Source organism: Streptomyces sp. NPDC052012, assembly GCF_040689265.1.
In the GTDB taxonomy this organism is placed as follows: domain Bacteria; phylum Actinomycetota; class Actinomycetes; order Streptomycetales; family Streptomycetaceae; genus Streptomyces.
The window spans coordinates 261,968-283,237 of the sequence record NZ_JBFAXA010000001.1; the positions used below are offsets into that span (position 1 = coordinate 261,968).

16 protein-coding genes are annotated in these 21,270 nt (G+C 73.5%); 4 read left to right on the forward strand and 12 right to left on the reverse strand.

The features are described from left to right. Nucleotides 1–21: 21 nt before the first annotated feature. The 6 genes from AB0412_RS01170 to AB0412_RS01195 all read right to left on the reverse strand — a co-directional run bounded on the left by AB0412_RS01170 (nt 22) and on the right by AB0412_RS01195 (nt 9,869). On the reverse strand, nt 22–759 hold the full coding sequence (locus AB0412_RS01170; protein ID WP_366400337.1) for a class I SAM-dependent methyltransferase: 738 nt from the start codon (nt 757–759) through the stop codon (nt 22–24). Continuing rightward, the gene (locus tag AB0412_RS01175; RefSeq protein ID WP_366400338.1) at nt 760–2,127 is read right to left on the reverse strand and encodes a condensation protein; all 1,368 of its coding nucleotides are present in this window, start codon (nt 2,125–2,127) and stop codon (nt 760–762) included. Next, nucleotides 2,124–6,647, reverse strand: a complete 4,524-nt coding sequence (locus AB0412_RS01180; RefSeq protein WP_366400339.1) for an alpha-(1->3)-arabinofuranosyltransferase family protein — start codon at nt 6,645–6,647, stop codon at nt 2,124–2,126. Before AB0412_RS01180 ends, AB0412_RS01175 begins: the two co-directional genes overlap by 4 nt. Then, complete coding sequence (locus AB0412_RS01185) at nt 6,644–7,321, reverse strand: class I SAM-dependent methyltransferase (protein WP_366400796.1); 678 nt, start codon at nt 7,319–7,321, stop codon at nt 6,644–6,646. The genes AB0412_RS01180 and AB0412_RS01185 overlap by 4 nt, the downstream gene beginning before the upstream one ends. A 176-nt stretch (nt 7,322–7,497) precedes the next feature. Then, nucleotides 7,498–8,646: a glycosyltransferase family 4 protein gene (locus AB0412_RS01190; RefSeq protein WP_366400340.1), complete on the reverse strand. Its 1,149-nt coding sequence runs from the start codon at nt 8,644–8,646 to the stop codon at nt 7,498–7,500. A 227-nt stretch (nt 8,647–8,873) separates the two neighbouring features. Continuing rightward, the gene (locus AB0412_RS01195) at nt 8,874–9,869 is read right to left on the reverse strand and encodes a DUF3068 domain-containing protein (protein ID WP_366400341.1); all 996 of its coding nucleotides are present in this window, start codon (nt 9,867–9,869) and stop codon (nt 8,874–8,876) included. A gap of 202 nt (nt 9,870–10,071) precedes the next feature. Between AB0412_RS01195 and AB0412_RS01200 the strand changes: the two genes are divergently transcribed. Together AB0412_RS01200 and AB0412_RS01205 are read left to right on the forward strand one after the other, a co-directional pair. After that, nucleotides 10,072–10,224, forward strand: a complete 153-nt coding sequence (locus AB0412_RS01200; RefSeq protein ID WP_366400342.1) for a hypothetical protein — start codon at nt 10,072–10,074, stop codon at nt 10,222–10,224. 3 nt (nt 10,225–10,227) lie between these two features. Beyond that, nucleotides 10,228–11,460: a helix-turn-helix domain-containing protein gene (locus AB0412_RS01205; protein WP_366400343.1), complete on the forward strand. Its 1,233-nt coding sequence runs from the start codon at nt 10,228–10,230 to the stop codon at nt 11,458–11,460. 52 nt (nt 11,461–11,512) lie between these two features. Here AB0412_RS01205 and AB0412_RS01210 read toward each other — a convergent pair whose 3' ends face one another. Then, nucleotides 11,513–13,378, reverse strand: coding sequence for a glycine-rich protein (locus AB0412_RS01210; protein WP_366400344.1), 1,866 nt, complete (start codon nt 13,376–13,378; stop codon nt 11,513–11,515). A gap of 235 nt (nt 13,379–13,613) precedes the next feature. Between AB0412_RS01210 and AB0412_RS01215 the strand changes: the two genes are divergently transcribed. Together AB0412_RS01215 and AB0412_RS01220 are read left to right on the forward strand one after the other, a co-directional pair. Further along, nucleotides 13,614–14,387 carry an IclR family transcriptional regulator gene (locus AB0412_RS01215; RefSeq protein ID WP_366400345.1) on the forward strand — a complete coding sequence of 258 codons (774 nt, stop codon included), beginning with the start codon at nt 13,614–13,616 and terminating at the stop codon, nt 14,385–14,387. After that, the gene (locus AB0412_RS01220; protein WP_366400346.1) at nt 14,384–15,244 is read left to right on the forward strand and encodes an SMP-30/gluconolactonase/LRE family protein; all 861 of its coding nucleotides are present in this window, start codon (nt 14,384–14,386) and stop codon (nt 15,242–15,244) included. Before AB0412_RS01215 ends, AB0412_RS01220 begins: the two co-directional genes overlap by 4 nt. 209 nt (nt 15,245–15,453) lie before the next feature. Here the strand turns inward: AB0412_RS01220 and AB0412_RS01225 are convergent, their stop codons facing one another. From AB0412_RS01225 to AB0412_RS01245, 5 genes are all read right to left on the reverse strand, one after another. Beyond that, on the reverse strand, nt 15,454–16,854 hold the full coding sequence (locus AB0412_RS01225; protein WP_366400347.1) for an FAD-dependent monooxygenase: 1,401 nt from the start codon (nt 16,852–16,854) through the stop codon (nt 15,454–15,456). Beyond that, nucleotides 16,844–18,052 carry an MAB_1171c family putative transporter gene (locus tag AB0412_RS01230; RefSeq protein ID WP_366400348.1) on the reverse strand — a complete coding sequence of 403 codons (1,209 nt, stop codon included), beginning with the start codon at nt 18,050–18,052 and terminating at the stop codon, nt 16,844–16,846. The genes AB0412_RS01225 and AB0412_RS01230 overlap by 11 nt, the downstream gene beginning before the upstream one ends. A gap of 49 nt (nt 18,053–18,101) precedes the next feature. After that, entirely contained in the window at nt 18,102–19,385 is a 1,284-nt protein-coding gene (locus AB0412_RS01235; protein WP_366400349.1) for an MAB_1171c family putative transporter, read from the reverse strand. After that, nucleotides 19,382–19,903: a toxin gene (locus tag AB0412_RS01240; RefSeq protein ID WP_366400350.1), complete on the reverse strand. Its 522-nt coding sequence runs from the start codon at nt 19,901–19,903 to the stop codon at nt 19,382–19,384. The genes AB0412_RS01235 and AB0412_RS01240 overlap by 4 nt, the downstream gene beginning before the upstream one ends. A 91-nt stretch (nt 19,904–19,994) precedes the next feature. After that, nucleotides 19,995–21,224 (reverse strand): DUF6545 domain-containing protein, encoded by a 1,230-nt coding sequence (locus AB0412_RS01245; protein WP_366400797.1) that lies wholly within the window; start codon nt 21,222–21,224, stop codon nt 19,995–19,997. Nucleotides 21,225–21,270: the final 46 nt, after the last annotated feature.

Sequence of the window (21,270 nt, forward strand, 5' to 3'; positions counted from 1 at the left end):
CACATGCTCCCCGTCCCCCCTTCACGTCCTTCGCGCGTGCAGCAGCAGGATCGACGCGAGCGGTGGTCTGACACAGGCCAGCCGGTCCAGCGGACGCAGGGGCCGCGGCACGCCGTGGAAGGGCGCGCCCTCCAGCCGTACGACGGTGAAACCGGACGCGGCGACGAACTCCCGCAGCGCGCGGGCGGTGTAGAGCCGCAGATGCCCGACGACCTCCGTGCCCGGCCGCCCGTGGATCCCGCGCAGGCTGACCTCGGAGAACACCGGCTGCACCCCCGCCAGCAGCAGCGCCCGGTTGTACCAGGCGGCGAGATTCGGCGTGGACAGCATCAGATGGCCCCCGGGCCGCAGCACGCGGCGGATCTCGTCCAGCGCCGCGTCGGGGTCCACGAGATGCTCGATCACCTCGCTGAACAGCACCGCGTCGGCCGACGCGTCGGCGAACGGCAGCCCGCCGCCGGTCAGTTCACCGCGCACCGCGTACGGGATGCGGGTACGGGCGCGGGCGAGCGCGTCCTGGGACCAGTCGACGCCGACGATGCGGTGGCCGCGCAGGAAGGGAGCGGCGGTCGCGGCGGCGGTGCCGTCGCCGCAGCCGATGTCGAGCACGGTCCGCGCGCCGCCGCGGTCCGCCGGGCCGAGCGCGCGGGCCAGCATGCGCGCCTGGCGGCGGCTGCGGGCGGGGCCGGAGGCGACGGGGACGGCGGGGTTCTCGTAGAAGTCACGCAGGTCGCGGGGCGCGGGTGCGGTGGCCGTCACTTAAGTCGCCTCCGTGGTGTGCAGATAGTGCTCGAACAGGTCGCGCAGATGGGCGCCGTCGCCGTGGCTGAGCAGCGCGCGGGACCAGCGCAGCGCCAGATGGAGCCGGCCCGCCGCGGAGGCGGTGGTGACGGTGAGGCCGCGCGGCATCCGGGCGGGCGCCGAGAACCACACGGCGTGCGCCCGGCCCGCCTCCTCGCCGAAGTCCAGCGGGTAGGGGACCCGGCCGATGTTGCTGAGCAGGGTGGTCGACGTCCAGGGCGCCGCCGCTCTGCGCAGCGCCCGGGTGAGGGCGGCACGGCAGGCGACCGGCGCCCAGGGCGCGGTGAGCAGGGCGGCACCGTGGCCGAGCTGGGGCCGGGGCAGGGACTTCAGCGCACGCGTCCGCAGGGCGGTCCGGCGCAGCAGCTCCGGCATCTCCGCCGGGTCCAGCTCCTCGGGCGCGAAGGGGACTTCGACGAGCCGGGTGCCGTTGCCGATGGGCATCGTGGCGTCGCGGGGCCGGTCGTCGACCGGCATGGTGATGCGCAGGGGGCGCGGCCTCGCCCCGTGCTCCCTGTTCCAGTGGGCGATCGTCAGCGCCGTGGTCACCATCAACTGGTCGTTGACGGTGTACGGCGCCCCCTGCGGCCGGCGCGGCAGCGGCAGCTCGGTGACGAGCAGCCCGTTCCCCGGTGACGGCTCGGGCGTTCCGCGTGCGACCCGTGCGGGCGGCGCCCAGTTGGAGGGCATGTCCGACGGTCCCTGCGGTGTCTCGGGGGGCCGCACGGGCGGCGCGGCGGCGGAGTTGTCCCGGCCGCCGTACAGCTCGCCGGCGGTCGCGAGCACCCGGAGACAGGCGGGGCCGTCGAGGGCGGTGTGGTTGATGGTGAGGAAGAGGACGGTGCCGCCGGTGCCGCGGGAGCCGACGGTGAGGGCGTCCGAGGGGAGCCGCACACCGCCGCGGCCTCCGCCCACCTCGGCGCCGACCGCGTCGCTCGCCTCGCTGCCCTCCGCCGCGTGGGCGCCCGCCACCACCTCCAGGCGGACCGGCGGGGACGCGGTGAGCGGGGGAGCCTGGGTCAGCGCGCGGGTGCGGGCGTCGCGGAGGGCGTCACGTCCCGGGGGCGGGAAGGTCACCACCTCCACGTCCGGGTCCTCGGTCAGCTCCCATTCGTAGCGGCGCCGGTACCAGGGGCCGGGCGCCTCGCGCATGAGGATGCGCGGGTGCCTGCGCAGCGCCTCCGTGAACGCCTTGCGCAGCCGGGCCTCGTCCAGCGGGCCGGGCAGGTGCACCTCGATGTGCACCGTCTCCGGCTCCTCCTCCTGGAGACAGTGCCGGGCGACCTCGTCGACCACCGGGAAGGGGATGCGCGGGGGTGCGGTCATGCGGAGCCGTCCCTCCCGCTGTCGCCCGGCGTCCGGGGCAGCCGCCGCGTGGGCGGGTCGGAGACGGCGGGCGGCGGCTGTTCGGCGCCGGGCGCGGATCCGCCCGCCGACGAGGCCCCCGGCGGCGGCACGGCACCGGGCGGCACCGAAGCCGAGGGTGACGCGGAAGCCGGTGGTGACCCGGGAGCCGGCGACGACGCGGAAGCCGACGATGGCCCGGAAGCCTGCGGCGCCCCGGAAGCCTGCGGTGACCCCGGAGCCGGCGGTGACGTGCGCGGCGGTTCCGGGGCCGGCCGGAATCCCGGCGGGTGCGGTCCGGCCGCCGGGGCGGGCGCCGGCACCGGAGGCAGTACCGCCGTAGACCCGGGGTCCTGCGCACCCCCGTCCTCCGCACGCCCCTCGCGTCCGCCCAGCTCGCCGATGCTCACCAGAGCCGCGAACAACCCGAGCAGCGCCAGCAGTTGGGCCACGTGCCCGAACGCGCCCTCGCCCGCGCCGACCGGCTCGCCCGCACCGAGCGCCGCCGCGACGCTCGCTCCCGCGAGGGCCGCGAAGGCGACCGGCACCAGCAGAGCAGCCCTGCGCCACGCCACCAGCGCCAGCGCCGGGACCAGCAGCGCCCACCAGCCCGCGACGACCACCCCGATCAGCGTCAGCGCCACCGCGCCCAGCCACAGACCCGGCGCCGGCGGAACCGGCTGCGGCTCGTCGGGGTTCTCGGCCCTGCGGCGCCACAGCACCAGCCCGATCAGCGCCGCGATCCCCACACCGCTGCCGATCAGCGCGGCGTCGTACGTCGTGGCCGGCTCGTAGGACAGCTTCACCGTGCCGCCCGCGCCCGCCGGGATCCGCCAGCCCTGCTGCCAGCCGTCCAGCCGCAGCGGGGTGAGCTCCTCGCCGTTCAGCGTGGCCTTCCAGCCCTCGTTGTAGTTCTCGAACGTCGTCAGGTACGAGGCCGCGCCCGAGCCGACGCTCACCTCCCGGCGGTCGCCCAGCCAGTCCCGTATCCGCAGCTCACGCCCGGACGTCGCCGCTTCCGGCACGGTGCCGCGGGTCAGCGTCACGTCGGTCAGCGCCAGCGGCCCGGCGTCACCGCCCTCGACCCGGTGCGGGCCCGCGGACAGCTCCAGCTGCTCCTCCCCGCGTCCCTCCTGGCACAGCGTCACCTCCACCGGGCGCCGCTCCACCAGGTCCCGGACCGTGCCCTTGACGCTCGTCTCGTACAGCTCGCCGTCGACCGCCAGCACCGGCCCCTTGCCGCACGGCAGGGAGAACTCCCGGTCGCCGGACGGCTGCGGGGTGCGGTACTGCTCGAGCGCCGGGACGTACGCCTCGGTCAGCCCCACCGGCAGCTGGAGGTCCTCGTCGACGACGGGGTTGTGCAGAGTGAGCGGCGCGGTCTGGGTGATGGTGATGTCGAGCCGGTCGGTGGTGATCGGCGGGAAGCGGACGATGCCGTTCTCGTCGACGCCCGCGATGGCCGCGCCGTCCGGGGAGCTGATGTGCACCTCGGCGGCCCGGGTGGACAGGCCGCCCGCCGGGGCCAGCACCACTTCACCGACGGGCTGCTTGCCCTCCCAGCTCAGGTGGATGGTCGGCCGGTCGCCCGCGATCCACGCCGTGGTCAGGTCGCCGTCGGTGAGGTTGCGGGCGGACAGCCCCGCACCCAGCCGGGCCACGGAGTCGGCGGTGGCGACGACCTGGTCCCGCTGCTCGGGCGCCACCTCGTACAGCAGCCGGTCCAGCGCCTCGCCGGGCACGGCCACCGCGTTGGCCCGCACCTCGTAGGTGCCCGCCGTGCCCGTGGTGAACCGGCGGTGCAGCCCGGCCTCGGTGCCGGTGGCGGACAGGCCGGTGGGGTCGGCGGCACGGTGCAGCGAGACGATCTGTGTGGCGGCGGTGGAGCTCTCCGCGTCGGTGGGCAGCCGCAGCAGCCGGGTCACCTGCACGTCGGGCAGGTCGATCTCGGAGAAGCCCGCGCCGGCCAGACCGGCGGTCCGCGCCACCGAGTCGACGATCGTCAGCTTCATCCACCGCGTCCCGCCCTCGGGCGCCTTCACCCGCTGCTTGGTGCCGTTGGCCTGGAGGAAGCTGGTCTCGGAGCCGTTCTCCGTCTCCACCCGCACCTTGGTCGCCGCGGCCCGCACGCTGTTCTGCGGCAGCGGGGTGATGCCGATCGAGTCCGGCATGTCGTAGCGGCCGTCGAAGCCGATTCGCAGCCACTGCCCGTCCGGCGAGCCCGCCGAACCCTCCGCCCACGCGGTGGCCGGGTCGCCGTCGAAGGCGTTCACCGGGTCGAACTGCGGCAGGTGGAACAGCCAGTTGCCGTAGGAGGAGGCCGTCACCGAGCGGGCGCCGCGCAGCTCGGCCACCGTCTGGTGCACCTGGCCCTCGGTCGGCAGGATCTGGTGCGGCGCCTCACCCGCGTCCTGCGCGGCGTCCGGCGCGTTCCGCTCGTCTCGCGTGTAGGTGTACGACGTGTTGGCGTTGACCAGCCCGAACCGGGTGTCCGCGCGCCGCATCCCGTCGCCGATCACCTGCACCGGCGGGGTGCCGAGCCCGGGGTGGTGGTCGCCGGTCAGCACGGCCGGCCGGCCACGCAGCTCGCCCGCCAGCGGCAACAGCGCCTCCGGGCCGCCGGAGACCACGGCGGTGTCCGCGACCGGTGCCAGCGCGGCCTGCCCCGGACGCGGCACGTCCTCGCCGGCCGGACGGTAGATCTCCACCGCCCGCTGCCGCGGATACAGCCCCTCGACCTGCAACGGAGTGTCACCGGCGATCCGTCCGCCGGTCGTCACCGGCCCGAGCCCGGTCACCCGCTCGTACCCGGACTGCTCCAGCGTCCGCTTCACCGTCGTCGTCGGTACGTACCCCAGCTGATCCGGGTCCAGATCATTGCGGACGACCACATAGAACACGCCCGCACGGCTCAGGTAGTCGGCGAGTCCTGGCACCTCGGCGCCCGTCATCAGCGCCTGCTCGACCGCGTCCATCGCCCGCCGGTTGCCCGGCGTGCCGAACGGCACGTAGTCGCGCTGCGCCCAGCGGGACTCGGCGACCACGTCCAGCGGCTGGTCGATGGTCGAGCCCCAGGTGTACACGCCGTGCGCGGTGGCCGGCACGACCAGGGCCCGCGCATCGGGGGAGTACTTCTCCAGCCAGTCGGCCGTGGCCTGCCAGTACTTCGGGATCTCCTGGAACGACCCCGGGCTGAGGAGCGACCCGTTGAGATACGGCCACACCAGCCCGGGAAGAATCAGCACCGCGGCCACCAGCGGCGCGAACCGCCGCCCCCGCACCGGCCGCCCCGCCCCGCGCCGCTCCGCGGCCACGCCCACCAGATGGGCGAGCCCCAGCACGAGCGCCAGCGCGAGCCCCGTCTGGAACTTGTAGATGTTCCGGAACGGCGCCAGCCAGCCGTCCAGCCAGTCCTGCACCACCGAGTGGAACGGCGCCCCGAACGCGCCCCCGTACCCGGCGAGCAGCACCAGCGCCGCCACCAGCACCGTCAGCACCAGCCAGCGCCGCTCCGGCATGTCGCGCCGGGCCAGCCCCGCGAGCCCGAGCCCGGCCGCGAGGGCCGAGCAGACGATCACGACCACCGAGGACGCCACCGCCCAGCCGGCCGGCAGCCACGCCTCACCGAAGTGCAGATACGCCACCCAGTTCCCGGCGCCGCGCAACGCCTCCGTCGCCGCCATGGTGTCGGTGGTCGTCTGCGCGCTCTCGATGTACGGCAGGAAGTTCTCGCCGTAGACGCCCAGCAACAGCAGCGGAATCCACCACCACGCCGTCGCCACGATCACCGCGGGCACCCACCAGGCGATCAGCTTGCGCTGCCGCGGCCCCGGCGGCCGGGACAGCAGATACAGCCCGACCGGCACCAGCGACGCCAGCGTCGACGCGGCATTGACCCCGCCCATGAACGGCACGAGCAGCGCCGACCGCAGGGCGGCGACCCGAGCCGCGTACCGCTCGTCGGCCAACGGCAGCAGCACCCACGGCAGCAGGGCACCGGGCAGCGCGGCAGCCGACGTGGAGCCGACCACGGTCGTGAACACCGGCCACAACGCGTAGGCGACCGCGGCGAGCAGCCGCGAGGCACGGCTCCCCACCCCCAGCCGCTCGGCCAGCCGCAGCGCGCCCCAGAACGCCACCGACACGATCAGTGACATCCACAGCCGCTCGGCCAGCCACACCGGCACCTGCACGAGATCGCACAGCCAGTAGAACGGCAGCATCGGCCACAGATAGCCGACGTACTGGTCGGATATCCCGCCGAACGACCCCCGGTCGTGCCACAACTGCCCCAGGTCGGCGAGGAACTGCCCCGGGTCGACGGTCACACCGAGCTTGGTGTCGAAGGTCTGCCGCCCCGGCTGCACCGCGACGAACAGGACGAACACCACTGCCCAGAACCCCAGCAGCCAGCGCCGCGACCGCGGGCCCTCGGGGGGACCGGAGGCGGTCGCGGTGAGAGGGACGGCTGCCGGAGGGGGAGCCTGGACCGTGGTCGTCATTCGGGACACCGCCGGAGGATGAGGAGGAGGTTCCAGGTGGCGAACTCACGCAGGACCGGCGCCTTGACGACGGCCTCGGTGAGGAAGGGCCAGTAGCGGGAGCGCGCCGAGACGATCCGCACGTCGTCGCGGGCGCGCACCTGCCGCAGCGTGGTGCCGATGTGCACGGGGAAGAGGTTCTCGCCGAGCGTGTGCTTGGCGTCCTTGCCGGTACGCCGCCGGTAGCGGGCGCGGGCCCGCTCGGCGCCGAAGTAGTGCCACGGGGCCCACTCGTGACCGCCCCACGGTGAGAGCCAGTTGGTGAACGACACGTAGATCAGCCCGCCGGGCCGGGTCACCCGGACCAGCTCACTGAGAAAGGTCTGCGGATCGGACACGTGCTCCAGCACATTGGAGGAGAAGGTGACGTCGGCGACCCCGTCGGCCAGCGGCAGTAGATACCCGTCGGCGATGACGGCTCCGTCGGGCGGCTTCTCCCCGAGCTCCCGCGGATCGGGCTCGAAGAGATAGGCGAAGGCCCCCCGCCGCCGGAACTCCTCGGTGAAGTACCCGTTCCCTCCACCGACATCCACGACGACCCGCCCGGCAACGGCCCGGTCGTACGCCTCGACCTGATCGACGGCATCACGGGCGAGCAGCGAGTAACAGCCCTCGGGATCGTCCTGCTCCCGCAGGAAGGCCCGGAAGAGAGCAAGAGACCGCCGAAAAGAAGGGTCCTTGTGAACACGGGCCCGATCAGCGCCCCGATAGGGGCGCGGGGCTGGATCCGTTTGCGGCTTCGCCGCGGGGCGCGACCAGCCACGGACAACCGGCACTCGCGCGACGACCTGACCGAAACGGCGTTGAGGCGTCACGCCCACCCCCGCACCGCTTCCGAAGCAACCGCCCTGAACTGCCGAACCGTCCGATCCCAGCGATAGCGTGCGGCCCGGTCCCGCGCAGCCTTCCCCATCAGCTCCCGCCGATGAGAGGACAAGGCCAACGTGCACCAGGCCGCGGCGAACGACGACTCCCCCCGAGCCAGCACCCCGGTCTCCCCGTCCACCACGGAGTCCCGAAGCCCCGGCACGTCGAACGCGATCGCCGGCGTCTCCCGGGCCGCCGCCTCCGTGACGACCAGCCCCCACCCCTCCACGGCGGACGGATGCAGCAACAGCCACGCCGCACACAGCAGCCGGTGCTTCTCCGCCTCGGACACGTGCCCGGTGAACTCGACGCCCGGACCGGCCATCCGCTCCAGCCGCTCCCGCTCGGGCCCGTCCCCGACGATCACCAGCCGGCCGCCGGTCACGGGCCGTACCCGCTCCCACAAGCGCAGCAGCAGATCGATCCGCTTGTACTCGACCAGCCGTCCCACCGCCAGGAATAGCGGCTCATCGGATCGCCCGGTGAACGGACCCGGCTCCTCGACACCGTTGTGCACAATCCGGATCCGCTCCCGTGCGACGCCGATCCCGCGCAGCGCCTGCGCCGTCGACGGTGAGACGGCGACCATCAGCCCGCTCGGCCGCGCAGCGCCCAGCGCCCAGTGTTCGAGTCTTCGCCCGAGCCGTGCGGCCGGGGCCAGCGGCCCGCCGAAGCGCATGCTCCACAGATCGGTGTGCACGTGGTTGACCAGGCACAGCGTGGGTCCGTGGTGCCACAGCGGGGCCAGGTACGGCATGCCGTTGCACACCTCGACCAGCAGATCGCAGTCGCCGACCTGCCGGGCGAAGGCGGACCGGGCGCGCAGGTAGTGGCCGTAGGTGCCGCCCGCCGACACGACCCGGTAGTCGCGGAAGGCGGCCGGCCCTCCGCACAGCAGGGTCACCTGGTGCCCGAGGCGGGTCAGCCCGTCGGCGAGTCGGTCGACCAGCAGCTCGGAGCCGCCGGCGGAGGGATTCCCCAGGTCGCGGTGGGCGAGGAAGACGATCCGGCGGGGATGCGGGGGGAGCGCCGGAGGGTGCTGCGGCGCGCTGGGGGACGCGGGGCGCAGCTTGGACGGTACGTGCTGGGGCATCGGTGCTCCAACTCGTGTCAGGGTGCGGAACTCAGCGTGGGGTCGGTGAGAACGGTGGGGTGGGTGAATGATGGGGTGGATGAGAACGGTGGGGTGGGTTTCAGACCGGTGAGGGTGGGGTGGGGACACTGTGTGCTCGGGTGGGGATTGGACAGTTTTCGCCCACGCGTTCCCCACGGCTACTCACCGGTGTGACAATTTCCCGCTTTGTTGTAGCTGACGTCACGTCATTTCGTGAGGGTCGGCTGGGGCACATCCGGCATCTCGGGTGTTTCCGGCGTTCCGTCTTCCTTCCGTCCACGTGCCACCAGAACCCCGCCCACGACCGCCAGGACGAATCCCGCCACCGCCGCCCCGATCGGCAACGTCTCGCCGACGAGCCGCAGTTGACCGCTGTCCCGCTCGGCCTGGCGCACCGCTTCCCGCTGCGTCTCGGTCGTGAACGCGATCTTCTCGGCGTCCAGCAGCACCGCCGCGTCCTTCTCCCCGCCCGGTGCGCGCAGCGTGCGCTTGGGGCCGGTCTGGGCGTAGATCACCCGGCCGGTGGCCTGGTCGACGACCAGCTCGATGCCGTGGTTGGAGTACCACTCCTCGGCCAGCACCTGCGGGCGGTCCGGCTGGTCGACGATGCTGCCCGGGACGAGCCGCGTGCCGGCCTTCGTCGGCGGGACGGAGCCGGTGAACCTGTAGCCGGTGTAGCCCTGGACCTTCTCGGTGCCCCGGTAGCGCAGCACGACCGTGTCGCCGAGGGTGTTGTCCCACCACTGGTAGGACCGTTTCTGCACGTCGAAGGGGAATTTCAGATACGCCTCGCCCTCGATGTACGGCTTCTCCTCGCAGCAGTGCACGGGCTTGGTGGTGCTGCGGTCCAGCACCCAGCGGTGGACGTTGACGTCCAGCGCGTCGTGCGGGTCGGCGGCCGGCAGGGACTTGTCCGTGTCGACCGTCGTGATCACGTCCCACACGGCGTTTCCGCTGCGTTCGCTGTCCTCGACGTTGCCGCGGACCCGCTGGGTGACGGTGATCTTCTGGTCGGGGACCGTCTCGATCTTCTCGGTGTCGAAGACGCTGCCGCGACCGGTGTAGACGGCGGTGGTGTCGATGTCGATCGGGTTCACCGCTGCACGCGGTTGCACGTACCACGCCAGCAGGGGCGCCAGCACCAGCAAGAACGTGCCGAGACCCAGTATGACCAGGGAGAAAGGGGAAGCTGTACGGCGCATCCGGGCACTCCAGAGGCTTGGGACGGCGCGACGGGTCAGGCCGGCGCCGTGAGGGAAAGTGCGCATCCGGTATTGGGGCGGGAACCGTAGGCGCCCCTTGACGGAGTGTCAATGTCATGTCGACACTGTGGGCACGACTGGCAGGGATGAGGACACAGGTGCCGGGGGTGGGGAACCTCCCGACAGAGAGGCTGACCCTGCGATGTCCAGACTGCTTGCCGCGGCGCTGACCGTCGCGCTCGGCGCGGCCCTCGCCGTGGGCGCCGCGCTCGGTGTGGTGGCCCTGCTCGAAGCCGGGCCCGACCAGCCGAACACACCCCTGATCACCTACGAGCAAGCCGGTCAGGGGAGCTGAGCCGTGCCGGCGTCCCGAACCCTCACGACCCGCTCGGCCTGGCACGACGTACCGCGCTACCAGGTGCGTCAGTTCGCCGAGATCGCCATGGCCGAGGCGCCCGCGCTGGCCGAGCAGATCATGAGCGAGATCCAGCGCGAGTACCCTCATCTGCCCGTCGTCCTGGACGACTCCGGCGAGCCCATGGCCCTGGTCGGCATCCGCCGCGCCATCGAGGTGTTCGTCCAGCACCTGGAGAACTCCGAGGGCCGGCCGACCGTACCGCCCGGCGTGTTCCAGGAGTTCGGGCGCGGCGAGGGCCTGCACGGGCGGTCGCTGGACTCGCTCCAGGCGATCTACCGGATGGGGGTGCGCCTGGCCTGGCGCTGCTTCGCGGAGATCGGCCAGCGCGTCGACATCCCGCCCCCGGCGATGTACGAACTGGTCGACGCGGGCTACGAGTACCTGGACGGCCTGGTCGACCAGTCCGTACGGGGATACGCCGAGGCCGCCGCCCGCCAGGCGGGCGAACGCCTGCGGCTGCAGCGCAAGCTGATCGAACTGCTGCTCGCCGAGCACCACCGGGGCGATCCGACCGACGCGCTCGCCGAGCGGGCCGCCCGGATCGGCTGGCCCCTGCCGACGAAGGTCGCGGCCGGTGTCCTGCTGCGCCCGGCGCGGGAGGCGATGGCACCGGCGGTCGGGCAGGGCGTCCTGCTCGACATGGAGTACGAGCAGCCCCGCATGGTCGTCCCCGAACCGGACGCCGCGGGCCGCCCCGAGCTGCTGCACCGCGCGCTCACCGGCTGGTCCGGCGCGATCGGCCCGCCCGTGCCGCTGGCCGACGCGGCGAAGTCGCTGCGCTGGGCGGAGGCCGCCGTACGCCTGATGGAGCGGGGTCTGCTGCCGGCCGGGGAGGTGCTGCACTGCACCGAGCACACCGAGGCCCTCGTCCTGCTCCAGCCCGAGGAACTGATCGACGACCTCGCCCTGCGATGCCTCGCCCCGCTGGCCCACTGCGGCCCCACCCACGGGCGCCGCCTCGCGGAAACGCTCCTGGCCTGGCTGGAGACCCGCGGCGGCGCCCCGGAGGTCGCCGCCCGTCTGGGGGTGCACCCGCAGACCGTCCGCTACCGCCTGCGCCAGATCCGCGAATTGTGGGGCGACGAGATCGACGACCCGGACCGCCGCTTCGAACTGGAACTGGTCCTGCGCGCCCAGCGTCTGCGCGGAGCCCTGGGCGAGGTGCGCCGCTGAGAAGGGCCGGGGTGCGCAACGCGTCACGCGTGCCGCGCCCCGGCCCGGAGGGTCAGCGGCGGCCCTGGAAGCGCGTGCGCAGCCGCGGGGAGAGACGGACGGCAGCGAATCCGACGGCGGCCAGGGCGACGGCCACGGTCACCAGCAGGGCGATGCCGCCCGCGCCTGTGTCGGCCAGACCGCCCAGGACGCCGGTCGCGGAGTCGCCGCCCCCGGAACCGCTGCCCGCGCCGTCACCGTTGCCGTCGGTACCCCCGTCACCGTCCGTGCCACCCGTGCCGGCGGAGGCACCCGGGCTGGGAGTGGCGGACGGGTCGCCCTTCTTCGCGACCTCGACCGTGAAGGTGGCGCCGGCGCCGCCGGTGACCTTCGCGGTGATGGTGTACGTGCCCGGGGCGTCACCGGCGACGATCTCCGGGGCGGTGGCGATGCCCTCGGCGTCGGCCGTCACCCGCGCGCCCTCGGCGCCGCCCTTGAACGTGGGACCGCCGTCGAAGCGGCTCGCCTCGATGCGGAAGTCCACCTCCGCGCCCGCGGACGGCTGGCCGTCGTCGGTCACCTGCGCCTTGAGGGCCTCGGGGAACGGCTGGCCCGGCTCGGTCCTCTGGCCGTCGCCCTCGATCACCTTGACCTCGTTGGCCAGGGGCTTCACCCGCAGCGTGAACACCTTCGTCAGCCCCGCGGAGGTGGCGCGCACGGTGAACTCGCCCTGGCGGGAGGTGGTGCTGATGGGCGAGGTCTGGGCGCGGCCCTGCGCGTCGGTGGCGATCGCGACCTTCTTGGTCTCGTAGCTGGGGTCGAAGACGACACCCAGTCCGGCCGGGTCCTCGATCGCGAACGTCACGGAGGCGTCCTCGACCGGCTTGCCGTCCTTGTCCCGGACCGTCACGGCCAGCGGTGCCGACTCGGAGCCGGGGTCGATGGTCTGGTCGTCACCGGAGACCGCGCTCAGCTCCGTGGGGACGGTGCCCTTCCACTGGAGCACCACACGGCCGGGGCCGCCCGGCGCGTTGGGGCCGCCCTCGGCGACGCCGGAGTCGATCGGGTTGTCGGAGGGCGCCCAGAACGGGTCGTCCTTGCCGGGCGCCTTGGTGCGCTCGCCGACCAGCAGCTGCACGTCGCTCACCCGGTCCGGGTCGGCGTAGCTGGAGCCGCCGCCACCACTGCCGGTGAGCCGGTCGTCGTCGGCGGACCCGGCTCCACCGCCGCCGCCCGCGTATCCGGCACCGCCGCCGCCACCGCCGTAGCGGCTGGTCTTCTCGCCGTCGCCGCCCGCGCCGCCCGCCGAGGCGTCGGCCCCCGCTTCACCCTTGCCGCCGCCGGCCCCGCCGACGCCCTTCACGGCGCCCTTGCCACCGCGCTCGCCCTCGGACGCGTCCTGGCCCGCCTCGCCGCCGGCGACACCGGCCTGGCCGGTGCTGACGTTGCTTCCGCCGCCACCGCCGCCACCGGCGATGACGAGCGCCTTGCCGTCGCTCGTGCGGATGGCGCTGCTGTTGCCGCCGCGGTTGGCCCAGCTGCCACCGCCTGCGCCGCCGAGCGCGTCACCGGTACGCGCCGGCCCGCCGACCGCCACGGACAGCGACTCGCCCGGCGTGACGTCGAGCGTGCCCCGGACGAACCCGCCGGCGCCGCCGGAGGCACCGGGGCCGCCGGTTCCGCCCTCGCCCCAGACCCGCACGTCCAGGGCGTCCACGTTCGCCGGGACGGTGAAGGTCGCCTTGGCCCCCGCGGTCGTGGGCGGGACGAACAGGCGGCAGCCGACGAAGCCCTCGGTCGGCGTGCACACCGTGCCCGTGGGCGCGTCGGCGGCCGCGGCCGGCACACTCGCCCAGCCACCCGTCGCGCCCAGCGCGACGAGGGCGACGGTGGCCGCACCGCGTCTGAGACGGGCACGGTGAGGAGACGTGTGCTTCATTCACCACTCCACAGCTCGGAAAGCTCCCCCCAGGGAGCTCATGAAGGTGATCAGACGGCGTCACCCTATCCCCCCGATCACTGGAGCATCAGGCCCCACTCCGGCCACACCTCGGGCCACAGCTCGGACGCACCCATTGCCCGCATCGACGCGCTGTGGCTAGCCTGTGTTCGTCATTCCGATCGTCTGTTGAAATATCGAACACAGGCAAAGACTCACAGGGAGGGGGCCGGCCGTGGGACGCCTCGTACCTGCCGTGACCCGGGCTCTCGACATTCTCGAGCTCTTTCTCGACGGGGACGGCACGCTCTCCGCCCCCGACATCGTGCGCAAGCTGCAGCTGCCGCGCACCACCGTCCACGAGCTGGTGACCACGCTCGCCGCCCGGAAGTACATCGTCCCGGTGGCCGGCCAGCCCGGACGCTACCGGCTCGGTGTACGGCCGTACCAGCTCGGCGCCCGCTACGCCGAGCACCTCGATCTCGCCGCCGAGGGCCAGCAGGTCGCCCGCTCCGTCGCCGAGACCTGCGACGAGACGGTGCACGTGGCGATCCTGGAGGACACCGACGTCATCTACATCGCCAAGGTCGACTCGACCCACGCCGTCCGGATGGTGTCCGCGGCCGGCCGCAGGCTGCCCGCCCACTGCACCTCCGTCGGCAAGATGCTGCTGGCCTCCCTCCCCGAGCAGGAACTCGCCGCCCGCATCCCCGACGGCGCCGAGCTGGCCGCGATGACCCCCAACAGCATCACCGACCCGGCCGCCCTGCGCGAGGCCCTCGCCGAGATCCGCACCCGGGGCATCGCGGTGGAGTCCCGCGAGTCCAACCCGGACGTCTCCTGCGTCGCCGCCCCGGTGCGCGACCGCACCGGACGGGTGGTCGCCGCCCTGTCCATCTCGGTGCCGATGATCCGCTGGAGCGAGGAGCGCCGCGCCGAACTGGAGCAGCTCGCCGCGAAGGGCGCCGCGGAACTGTCCGAACGGCTCGGCCACCGGAGCGCCGCATGACGAACTCCCCGGCGTACGAGGTCGCGGTCCGCGCGGAGGCCACCCTGGGCGAGGGCCCCACCTGGGACCCGGCGACCGGCCGCCTGCTGTGGATCGACATCCTCTCCTCCCGCATCCACACCTACGACCCCGCAACCGGCCACCGCACCCTGCGCCGCACCGAGCAGCACATCGGCGCGGTCAAGCCACGCACCGGCGGCGGTCTGGTCCTCAACCTGCGTGACGGCGTCGGCCTGCTCGACCCCGACGACACCTTCCGCTGGCTGCACCGCGAGGTCGTCCCCGGCCGCCGCGCCAACGACGCCGCCGTCGCCCCCGACGGCACCCTGTGGGCCGGCACCATGCGCTACGACGAGGCGCCCGGCGGCGGCACCCTGTCCCGTATCTCCCCGGACGGCCGGGTCACCACGGTCCTCGACGACGTCACCGTCAGCAACGGCACCGGCTGGAGCCCCGACGGCCGCCTGATGTACTACACCGACACCCCGACCCGCCGCATCGACGTCTTCGACCACGACCCGGCGACCGGCGCCGTCTCCGGCCGCCGCCCCTTCGCCGAGATCGAGGAGGGCGCCGGCTTCCCGGACGGCCTCACCGTCGACGCCGACGGCTGTGTCTGGGTGGCCCTGTGGGACGGCGCCGCGATCCGCCGCTACACCCCCCACGGCACCCTGGCCCGCGTCATCCCCCTCCCCGTCCCCCGCGTCACCGCCTGCGCCTTCGGCGGCCCCGACCTCACCGACCTCTACCTCACCACGGCCCGCGTCGGCCTGCCCGCCCCGCACCCCCTGGCCGGCTCGCTCCTGGTGCTCCCGGGCATCGGCAAGGGCGTCGCGCAGCCCGCGTTCGCCGGGTGACGCCGCCCTAGGGGGTGTCCGCAAAGTCCCGCCTGCCCTGCGACGCCCGGCACGCCCTCTCGCCGCACCGGGCGGACACCCGAGTACAACCAGTACGCGGATGTCCGCCCGGCACTCCCCCAGCCTCCGGCCGGGGGGACCCCCAGAGCACGCACCGGACGCCGCAGGGCCCGCCCTTCGGGCGGACGACGCGACTTTGCGGACACCCCCTAGGCCCCCGTACGGTCCAGCCCCCGCAGCAGGTCCCGCTCGCGCGGTGTCAACGGTGGCTCCGTCGACGGGGGCAGCGGGGATCCGGCGACGGCGGCCAGGACCGCGCTCGGGTGGAACATGCGGGTCGGGGGTGTGCGCATGCTGGTGACGTCCCAGATCGCGGAGGCCGCGGCGTAGGAGCCGGTGGCCGCCTTCATCATGCGCCGGGTGTAGGCCGTCACCACCCGGTCGGCGACGCTCGGCCGCCCCCCGCGCACCTCCGGATACAGCACGTCCTGACCGACCGCCATCGACCACGCCGCGTCCACCGACCGCGCCGCCCCGCGCAGCACCCGCCGGGCCAGACCCGGCGCGGTCGGACCGCTCCGCGCCAGCTCCCGGCCGAGGACCTGCGCGCCGAACGCGGCCACCGTCATGCCCTGCCCGTAGGCCGGGTTGAACGTGCCCAGCGCGTCCCCCAGGACGACGAACCGCTCCGGCCACCGCGGGGCCTTCTCCAGATACCGCCGCACATTGCTGGTGGACCGGCTCAGATGCACGTCCGTGAGCGGTTCCGCGCCGGAGATCAGCCGCCCCACGATGGGGTCCGGCAGGTCGAGCGTGTACCGCAGGAAGCCCTCCGGATCCGCGGGCGGCTCACCGCCCCGGGTGCCGCCGCAGCTCACCATCCACCGGTCGCCCTCGATCGGCATGACCATCGCGCTGCGCCCGGGCCGGGACACGAACGGGTCGGCCTGCACGATCGTCAGCGGGAACCTCTCCGCGCCGTCCGGTATCCGGAACACACGCGTCGCGTTGACCAGACCCGAGTCCACGGTCCGCTCCCGGACACCGGACACCCCGAGCCCGTCCAGCCAGGTGACGACCCGCGTCCCGCGCCCGCTCGCGTCGACGACCAGGTCGGCCTCGATGTCCGTGTCCCCGCCGGGCGCCGCGATCCGCACGCCGGTCACTGCCCGCGCGGAGCCGGTCAGTCTCACCGCCGTAGCCCTGCGCACCTCGACCGAGGTCTGCTCCAGCACCGCCGTCCGCACCGCCCAGTCCACCAGCGCGCGACTGCACGTCAGCATCACCGGCCCCTCGCGCTTCCACCGCCGCAACCAGCCCTCGGGCGTCAGCGCGAGCATTCCGGAGCTGAGGGATATCTCGTGCGCCCCGGCCGCCAGCAGCCGTTTGCGCAGGCTCACCCCCGGCACGAGCTCCTCCATGGCGTCCATGCCGCCGGCCATCAGCAGATGCGCATGGCGCCCCTGCGGCAGGCCCCGGCGGTGCTCCGGGCCCTCGGGCAGCTCGTCGCGGTCCAGCACGATCACCTCGTCCACACCGGCGGTGGACAGGACGGCCGCGGCCAGCATCCCGGCCAGTCCGGCACCGATGACGACAGCTCTACGCGACATGGGGCTCCTCGGGTTCTGCCATGGTTCCGGCCATGGGCGGCGGCACCGCGCCTTCGGGCGCGGCGGGTGCGGGGGGCAGGCGGTCCAGCGCCTGGGCCAGCTCCACCAGCCCGCTCGTGCCCGAGACCTCGGTGGCGTACAGCCGGTAGCTGCGGCCGGTCTCGGGCGGTTGCTCGCGGGCGGCGGCCCGGCGCGCGGCGTCGGCCAGCATGGCCGCCTCCGCCGCCAGACGGGCCTCGTGGGGGGAGCGGCCCGTGCGCAGGGCGGCGTCCCGCACCCGCTCACGGACCCGGTGGTCGAAGTAGGGCGCCAGGGTGAGCAGGGCGTCGTGGATGGACACCTCGCGCCACTGGAGCCGCGCCTGGGGCAGCTGCCACCAGGCGGTGGGGGGTCTGGGGGCGGTGGACACCGACTGCACCAGCGACCACAGCGGACTCAGCCGCCGGTAGTCGCCCAGCCCGCGCCAGTGGGATCTGACCGACGGCACCAGCCGCGGCAGCACGAACCCGACGGAGCACACCAGCGCACCCAGCGAGGCCATCGGCGGGGCGACGTCGGTGGACAGGAAGTCCAGGTCGTGACCCGACCAACGCGCCACGACCGCCGTGTACTTGGTCAGCTGGAACCCCACCACGTCCAGCAGCACGCCCAGCAGGATCAGCCGCAGACCGGTGCGCAGCAGACCGGTGACCTCGCGGCCCCACTTCACGCACACGGCGCACATCGCCAGCATCGCCGCGCTGTGCCCGGCGAGGTACAGCAGGATCATCTCCCGCATGAACGGGGTGTTCGCGTAGTAGGTGTCCAGATCGCGCAGCCGCTCGGTGTCCGCGTCGGCGAGCGCGAACAGCCCGACGATGGCCAGCACCAGCAGCCCGTACGCGGCGATGCTGCGCAGCACCAGGCGCCGCACCAGGACGCGGGGGCCGCCCCGCCAGTTGATCAGCAGAACGAGCACGCTGCAGCTGTACGCGGAGAGCATTCCGTAGGTCAGCGGAGCACCGAAGTTGGGGATGCCGGTGAGCGCGTTGACCGCGGACAGGGTGGGGGGCGCGGCGCACACGAAGACCAGGGCGCCGAGGGCGATCGCCACGCACGTGGACAGGTTCAGCGGATTCCGCACGGCCGTGCGCGGACGGCACAGCAGCACGGCGGACATGCCGAACACGAAGGCGGCCAGGTACACGACGAGACTCATGTCGGCCGACTCCCCTCAGCCGAACGGCGGTTCACCCCGGCCGTGCGCATCATCCGGTGCCCGTCGTCGTGACGCTCGGCACGGGCCCCGCCGGCGAAGCCACGGCCGGATCGGCAGCGGCAGCGGCGTCGGCGAGAGCGGCCGGCACATCGGCGGGACCGGCCGGAGTGGCCTCGGCAGGACCGGTCGGCACACCGGCGGCACCGGCCGGTGCGGCCAGTGCGTCGGCGATTCGGGCCAGGAGGGCCGTTCCCGGCACGCGGTCGGCAAGGCAGCCGGTGCCGTCGGGGTGTGGCGCCTGCCGCCCCGGGGCCGCCTCCTCCCGTGCCGCCGCCGCGATCACCGCGGCCCAGGCCGCCGCCACGGCCCCCTCCGGATCACCCGTCGCGTCGAGCGCGCTCTGGCGGGTCCGCTCGTACAGGGCACGGTCGAAATAGGCGTCCAGGTGGCTCAGCGCGTTGTGGATGCTGGTCTGCCGCCACACGAGCCGGGTGGCGGGAGAGGCGAACCGGGGCCGGGGCAGCCGCAGCGTACGGCGCGTGAGCAGCTCGTCGAGCGCCTGCTCCAGGGGTGCGAGACGCGCGTACGTCCGCCGCGCCTGCCGTACTTCCGTCACCCAGGGGGCGAGCAGCGGGACCAGCACTCCGACGACCGTCAGCAGCGCCCCGAGACCGGCGGCCGCCGGGGAGACGGCGGTGCCGAGCGCCGACCAGTCCCGCCCGGACCAGCGGGCGACCACCGCGGTGAGTTTGGCGACGCTGTAACCGGCGCCGCACAGCGAACCCGTGCCGAGCAGGGTCAGCCCGACCCGCAGCCCGCCCCGCACCCGGCGCGCCCAGCGCAGCGACGACACCGCGGTGACGGTGGCCGCGACGAGATGCGCGACCAGGTACAGCACGATCATCTGGGCGATGAACGGAGTGGTCGCGTAGTAGGTGTCCAGATCGGTACGGCGCTCCACCGGTGCGTCACCGAGGGCGAACGTCACCGCGATGCCGACGACGACACCGGCGTAGGCGAGGATCCAGCGGCGGGCGGTGCGGTGCACCCGGGGCCCGCCGCGCCAGTACACGATGAGGACCTGGGAGGCCGCGCAGTACGCGGTGATCGCCGCGTACGTCAGGGGCGCGGCGAGGTTCGGCGTGCCGCCGAGCCGGTTGACGACGCCGACCGTGGGCGGCGCCCCGAGGAAGAAGCACAGCCCCGCCAGTCCCAGCACCACGCAGATGGCCCGCAGATACGGGTCACGCCGGTGCCGCAGCAGGTCCGGGGCCTTGACCAGCAGGCCGAGCCACAGTGCCCCGCAGCTGAGGTAGTTGATCAGCCCGCTCATCTCTTCGTCCCGCGGTAGTTGAGCGCGGCGCCGATGCGTCCGGCGAGGTCCTGCGGGTCCTCCGGGTCACCGGCCTTTGCCGCGAGCACCGAGTCGGCGGAGGCGTCGAGCCAGGTGCGCAGCCGACGGCCCATCAGCATGCCGAAACGGTCCGCCTCCTGCTCCTCGGCCAGGCTGAAGTCGGTTCGCGCGGCGACGGGCCTGCCCGTGTCGTCCGAACTCCCGGCGGAGGGACGCCGGTTCATGTGCCACACCTCGTGGCACAGAATCACGATCTGGTGCCAGACCGCCGCCCGCTCGTCCACCACGATGTCGTCGTGGTGCTCGCGCTCCAGCCACAGCCCGCTCGCGGTGTGCGGCGGGAACGCCGCCCGGTGGACGACGACTTCACGCCCCCGCCAGGCGCTGACGGACGCGACCAGCGCCTCGAACAGGACCTCGGGGTCGGCCGGGACCGGCACCCGGATGGGGTCGATGAGGGCGTCAGCGAGACGACGCATCTCCTTCCTGGTACGCACCGCTGTCTCCCTGTTCCCCTGGGCGTCGCTCGGTCACCTGTGCAATATGCCAAGTCCGGTGCCGTTCCTGCCACTGTCCCCGCGTGCGGCGTCACTCGGTGACCGCCGCGGTGTCCTCGAGTGCGGCGGCGCGGGCGCGGACCGCCCGGATGTCGTCGGGGCGGCGCAGGGCCCGTGAGACGGCGCCGATCTCCCGGAGCAGATCGGTGGTGTCGCTCGTGCCGTCACCGTCGCTCGGGTCGGGGCGCCTGTCCACGGCGTCCAGGATCGCCACCGCCGCCGCGAGCGCCTTGGCACGCTCCGGGGCGAACCCCAGGGCGAGGGCGGCGTCGTACGACCGCCGGTGCAGGGGCTCGTCGATGCGCCGGACCAGCGGGAGCAGTACGTCCCGGATGAAGGTCTCGCGGCGGGTCAGGCGCAGTTCCGGGCTCGCGCGGAGGAGGAACGGCACCCCGGTGCCGTTGACACTCCTCATCAGCAGGTAGAGCGGACGCAGTTGGTGGTGGGCGAGGCGGATCCACCAGCGTTCGTGGAGGTACTGGCCGGCGTGCGGCAGGATGAAGCCGACCGCGATCGACACGGCGGACAGACACGCCAGCGCGGGTGCCACGTTCAGGTTGAGCCAGTCCAGGTCGTTGCCGGTCCAGCGGGCCACCACGGCGGTGAGTTTCGCGGCGTCGAAGCCCAGGTTCAGGGCGTAGCCGGCGCCCAGGAACTTCAGCCCGCCGCGCAGCCAGGCGTCGAGTCCGTCGGTGCGGATCCAGTTCCAGATCAGCTTCGAGGTGATGAGTGCCGCGGTGGTGTGGGCGAGGAGGTAGAGCAGGATCTCCTCGCGCATGAACGGCGTGTTGGCGTAGTACGTGTCTAGGTCCCGGGTGCGTTCCACGGGGACGTCCGCGAGGGCGAACAGCACCCAGAGCGCGACGATGACGCCGCCGTAGGCCGCGACGACCCAGCGGGTGGTGCGGCGGGTCGAGGCGGAGTGGTCGGACAGCCCGTTGCGCCAGGCGATGATCAGCACCAGGCAGGAGCCGCAGAACGCGGTCAGCAGCGAGTACACCCAGGGCGCGGAGATGTTCGGCACGCCGGTGACGCGGTTGACCCACACGATGGTCGAGGGCGCGACGAAGACGAACACCGCGCAGGCGAGCAGCAGCAGACCGCCGACCGCGCGCAGCAGCGGGTCGGTCCACAGCCGGATGATCGTCGGCAGTTTGATCGCCAGCGCGGCGGCCAGGACGCCGGCCGGGATCCACCAGAAGGATGTGTAGAACTCGCTGAGGAACGAGGCCGGACCCAAGGCCGCGTCCGCGAACTCCATCGCGCCCCTCGCTCTCATGTCCCGCTGTCCTCAGGGACGTTCGAGA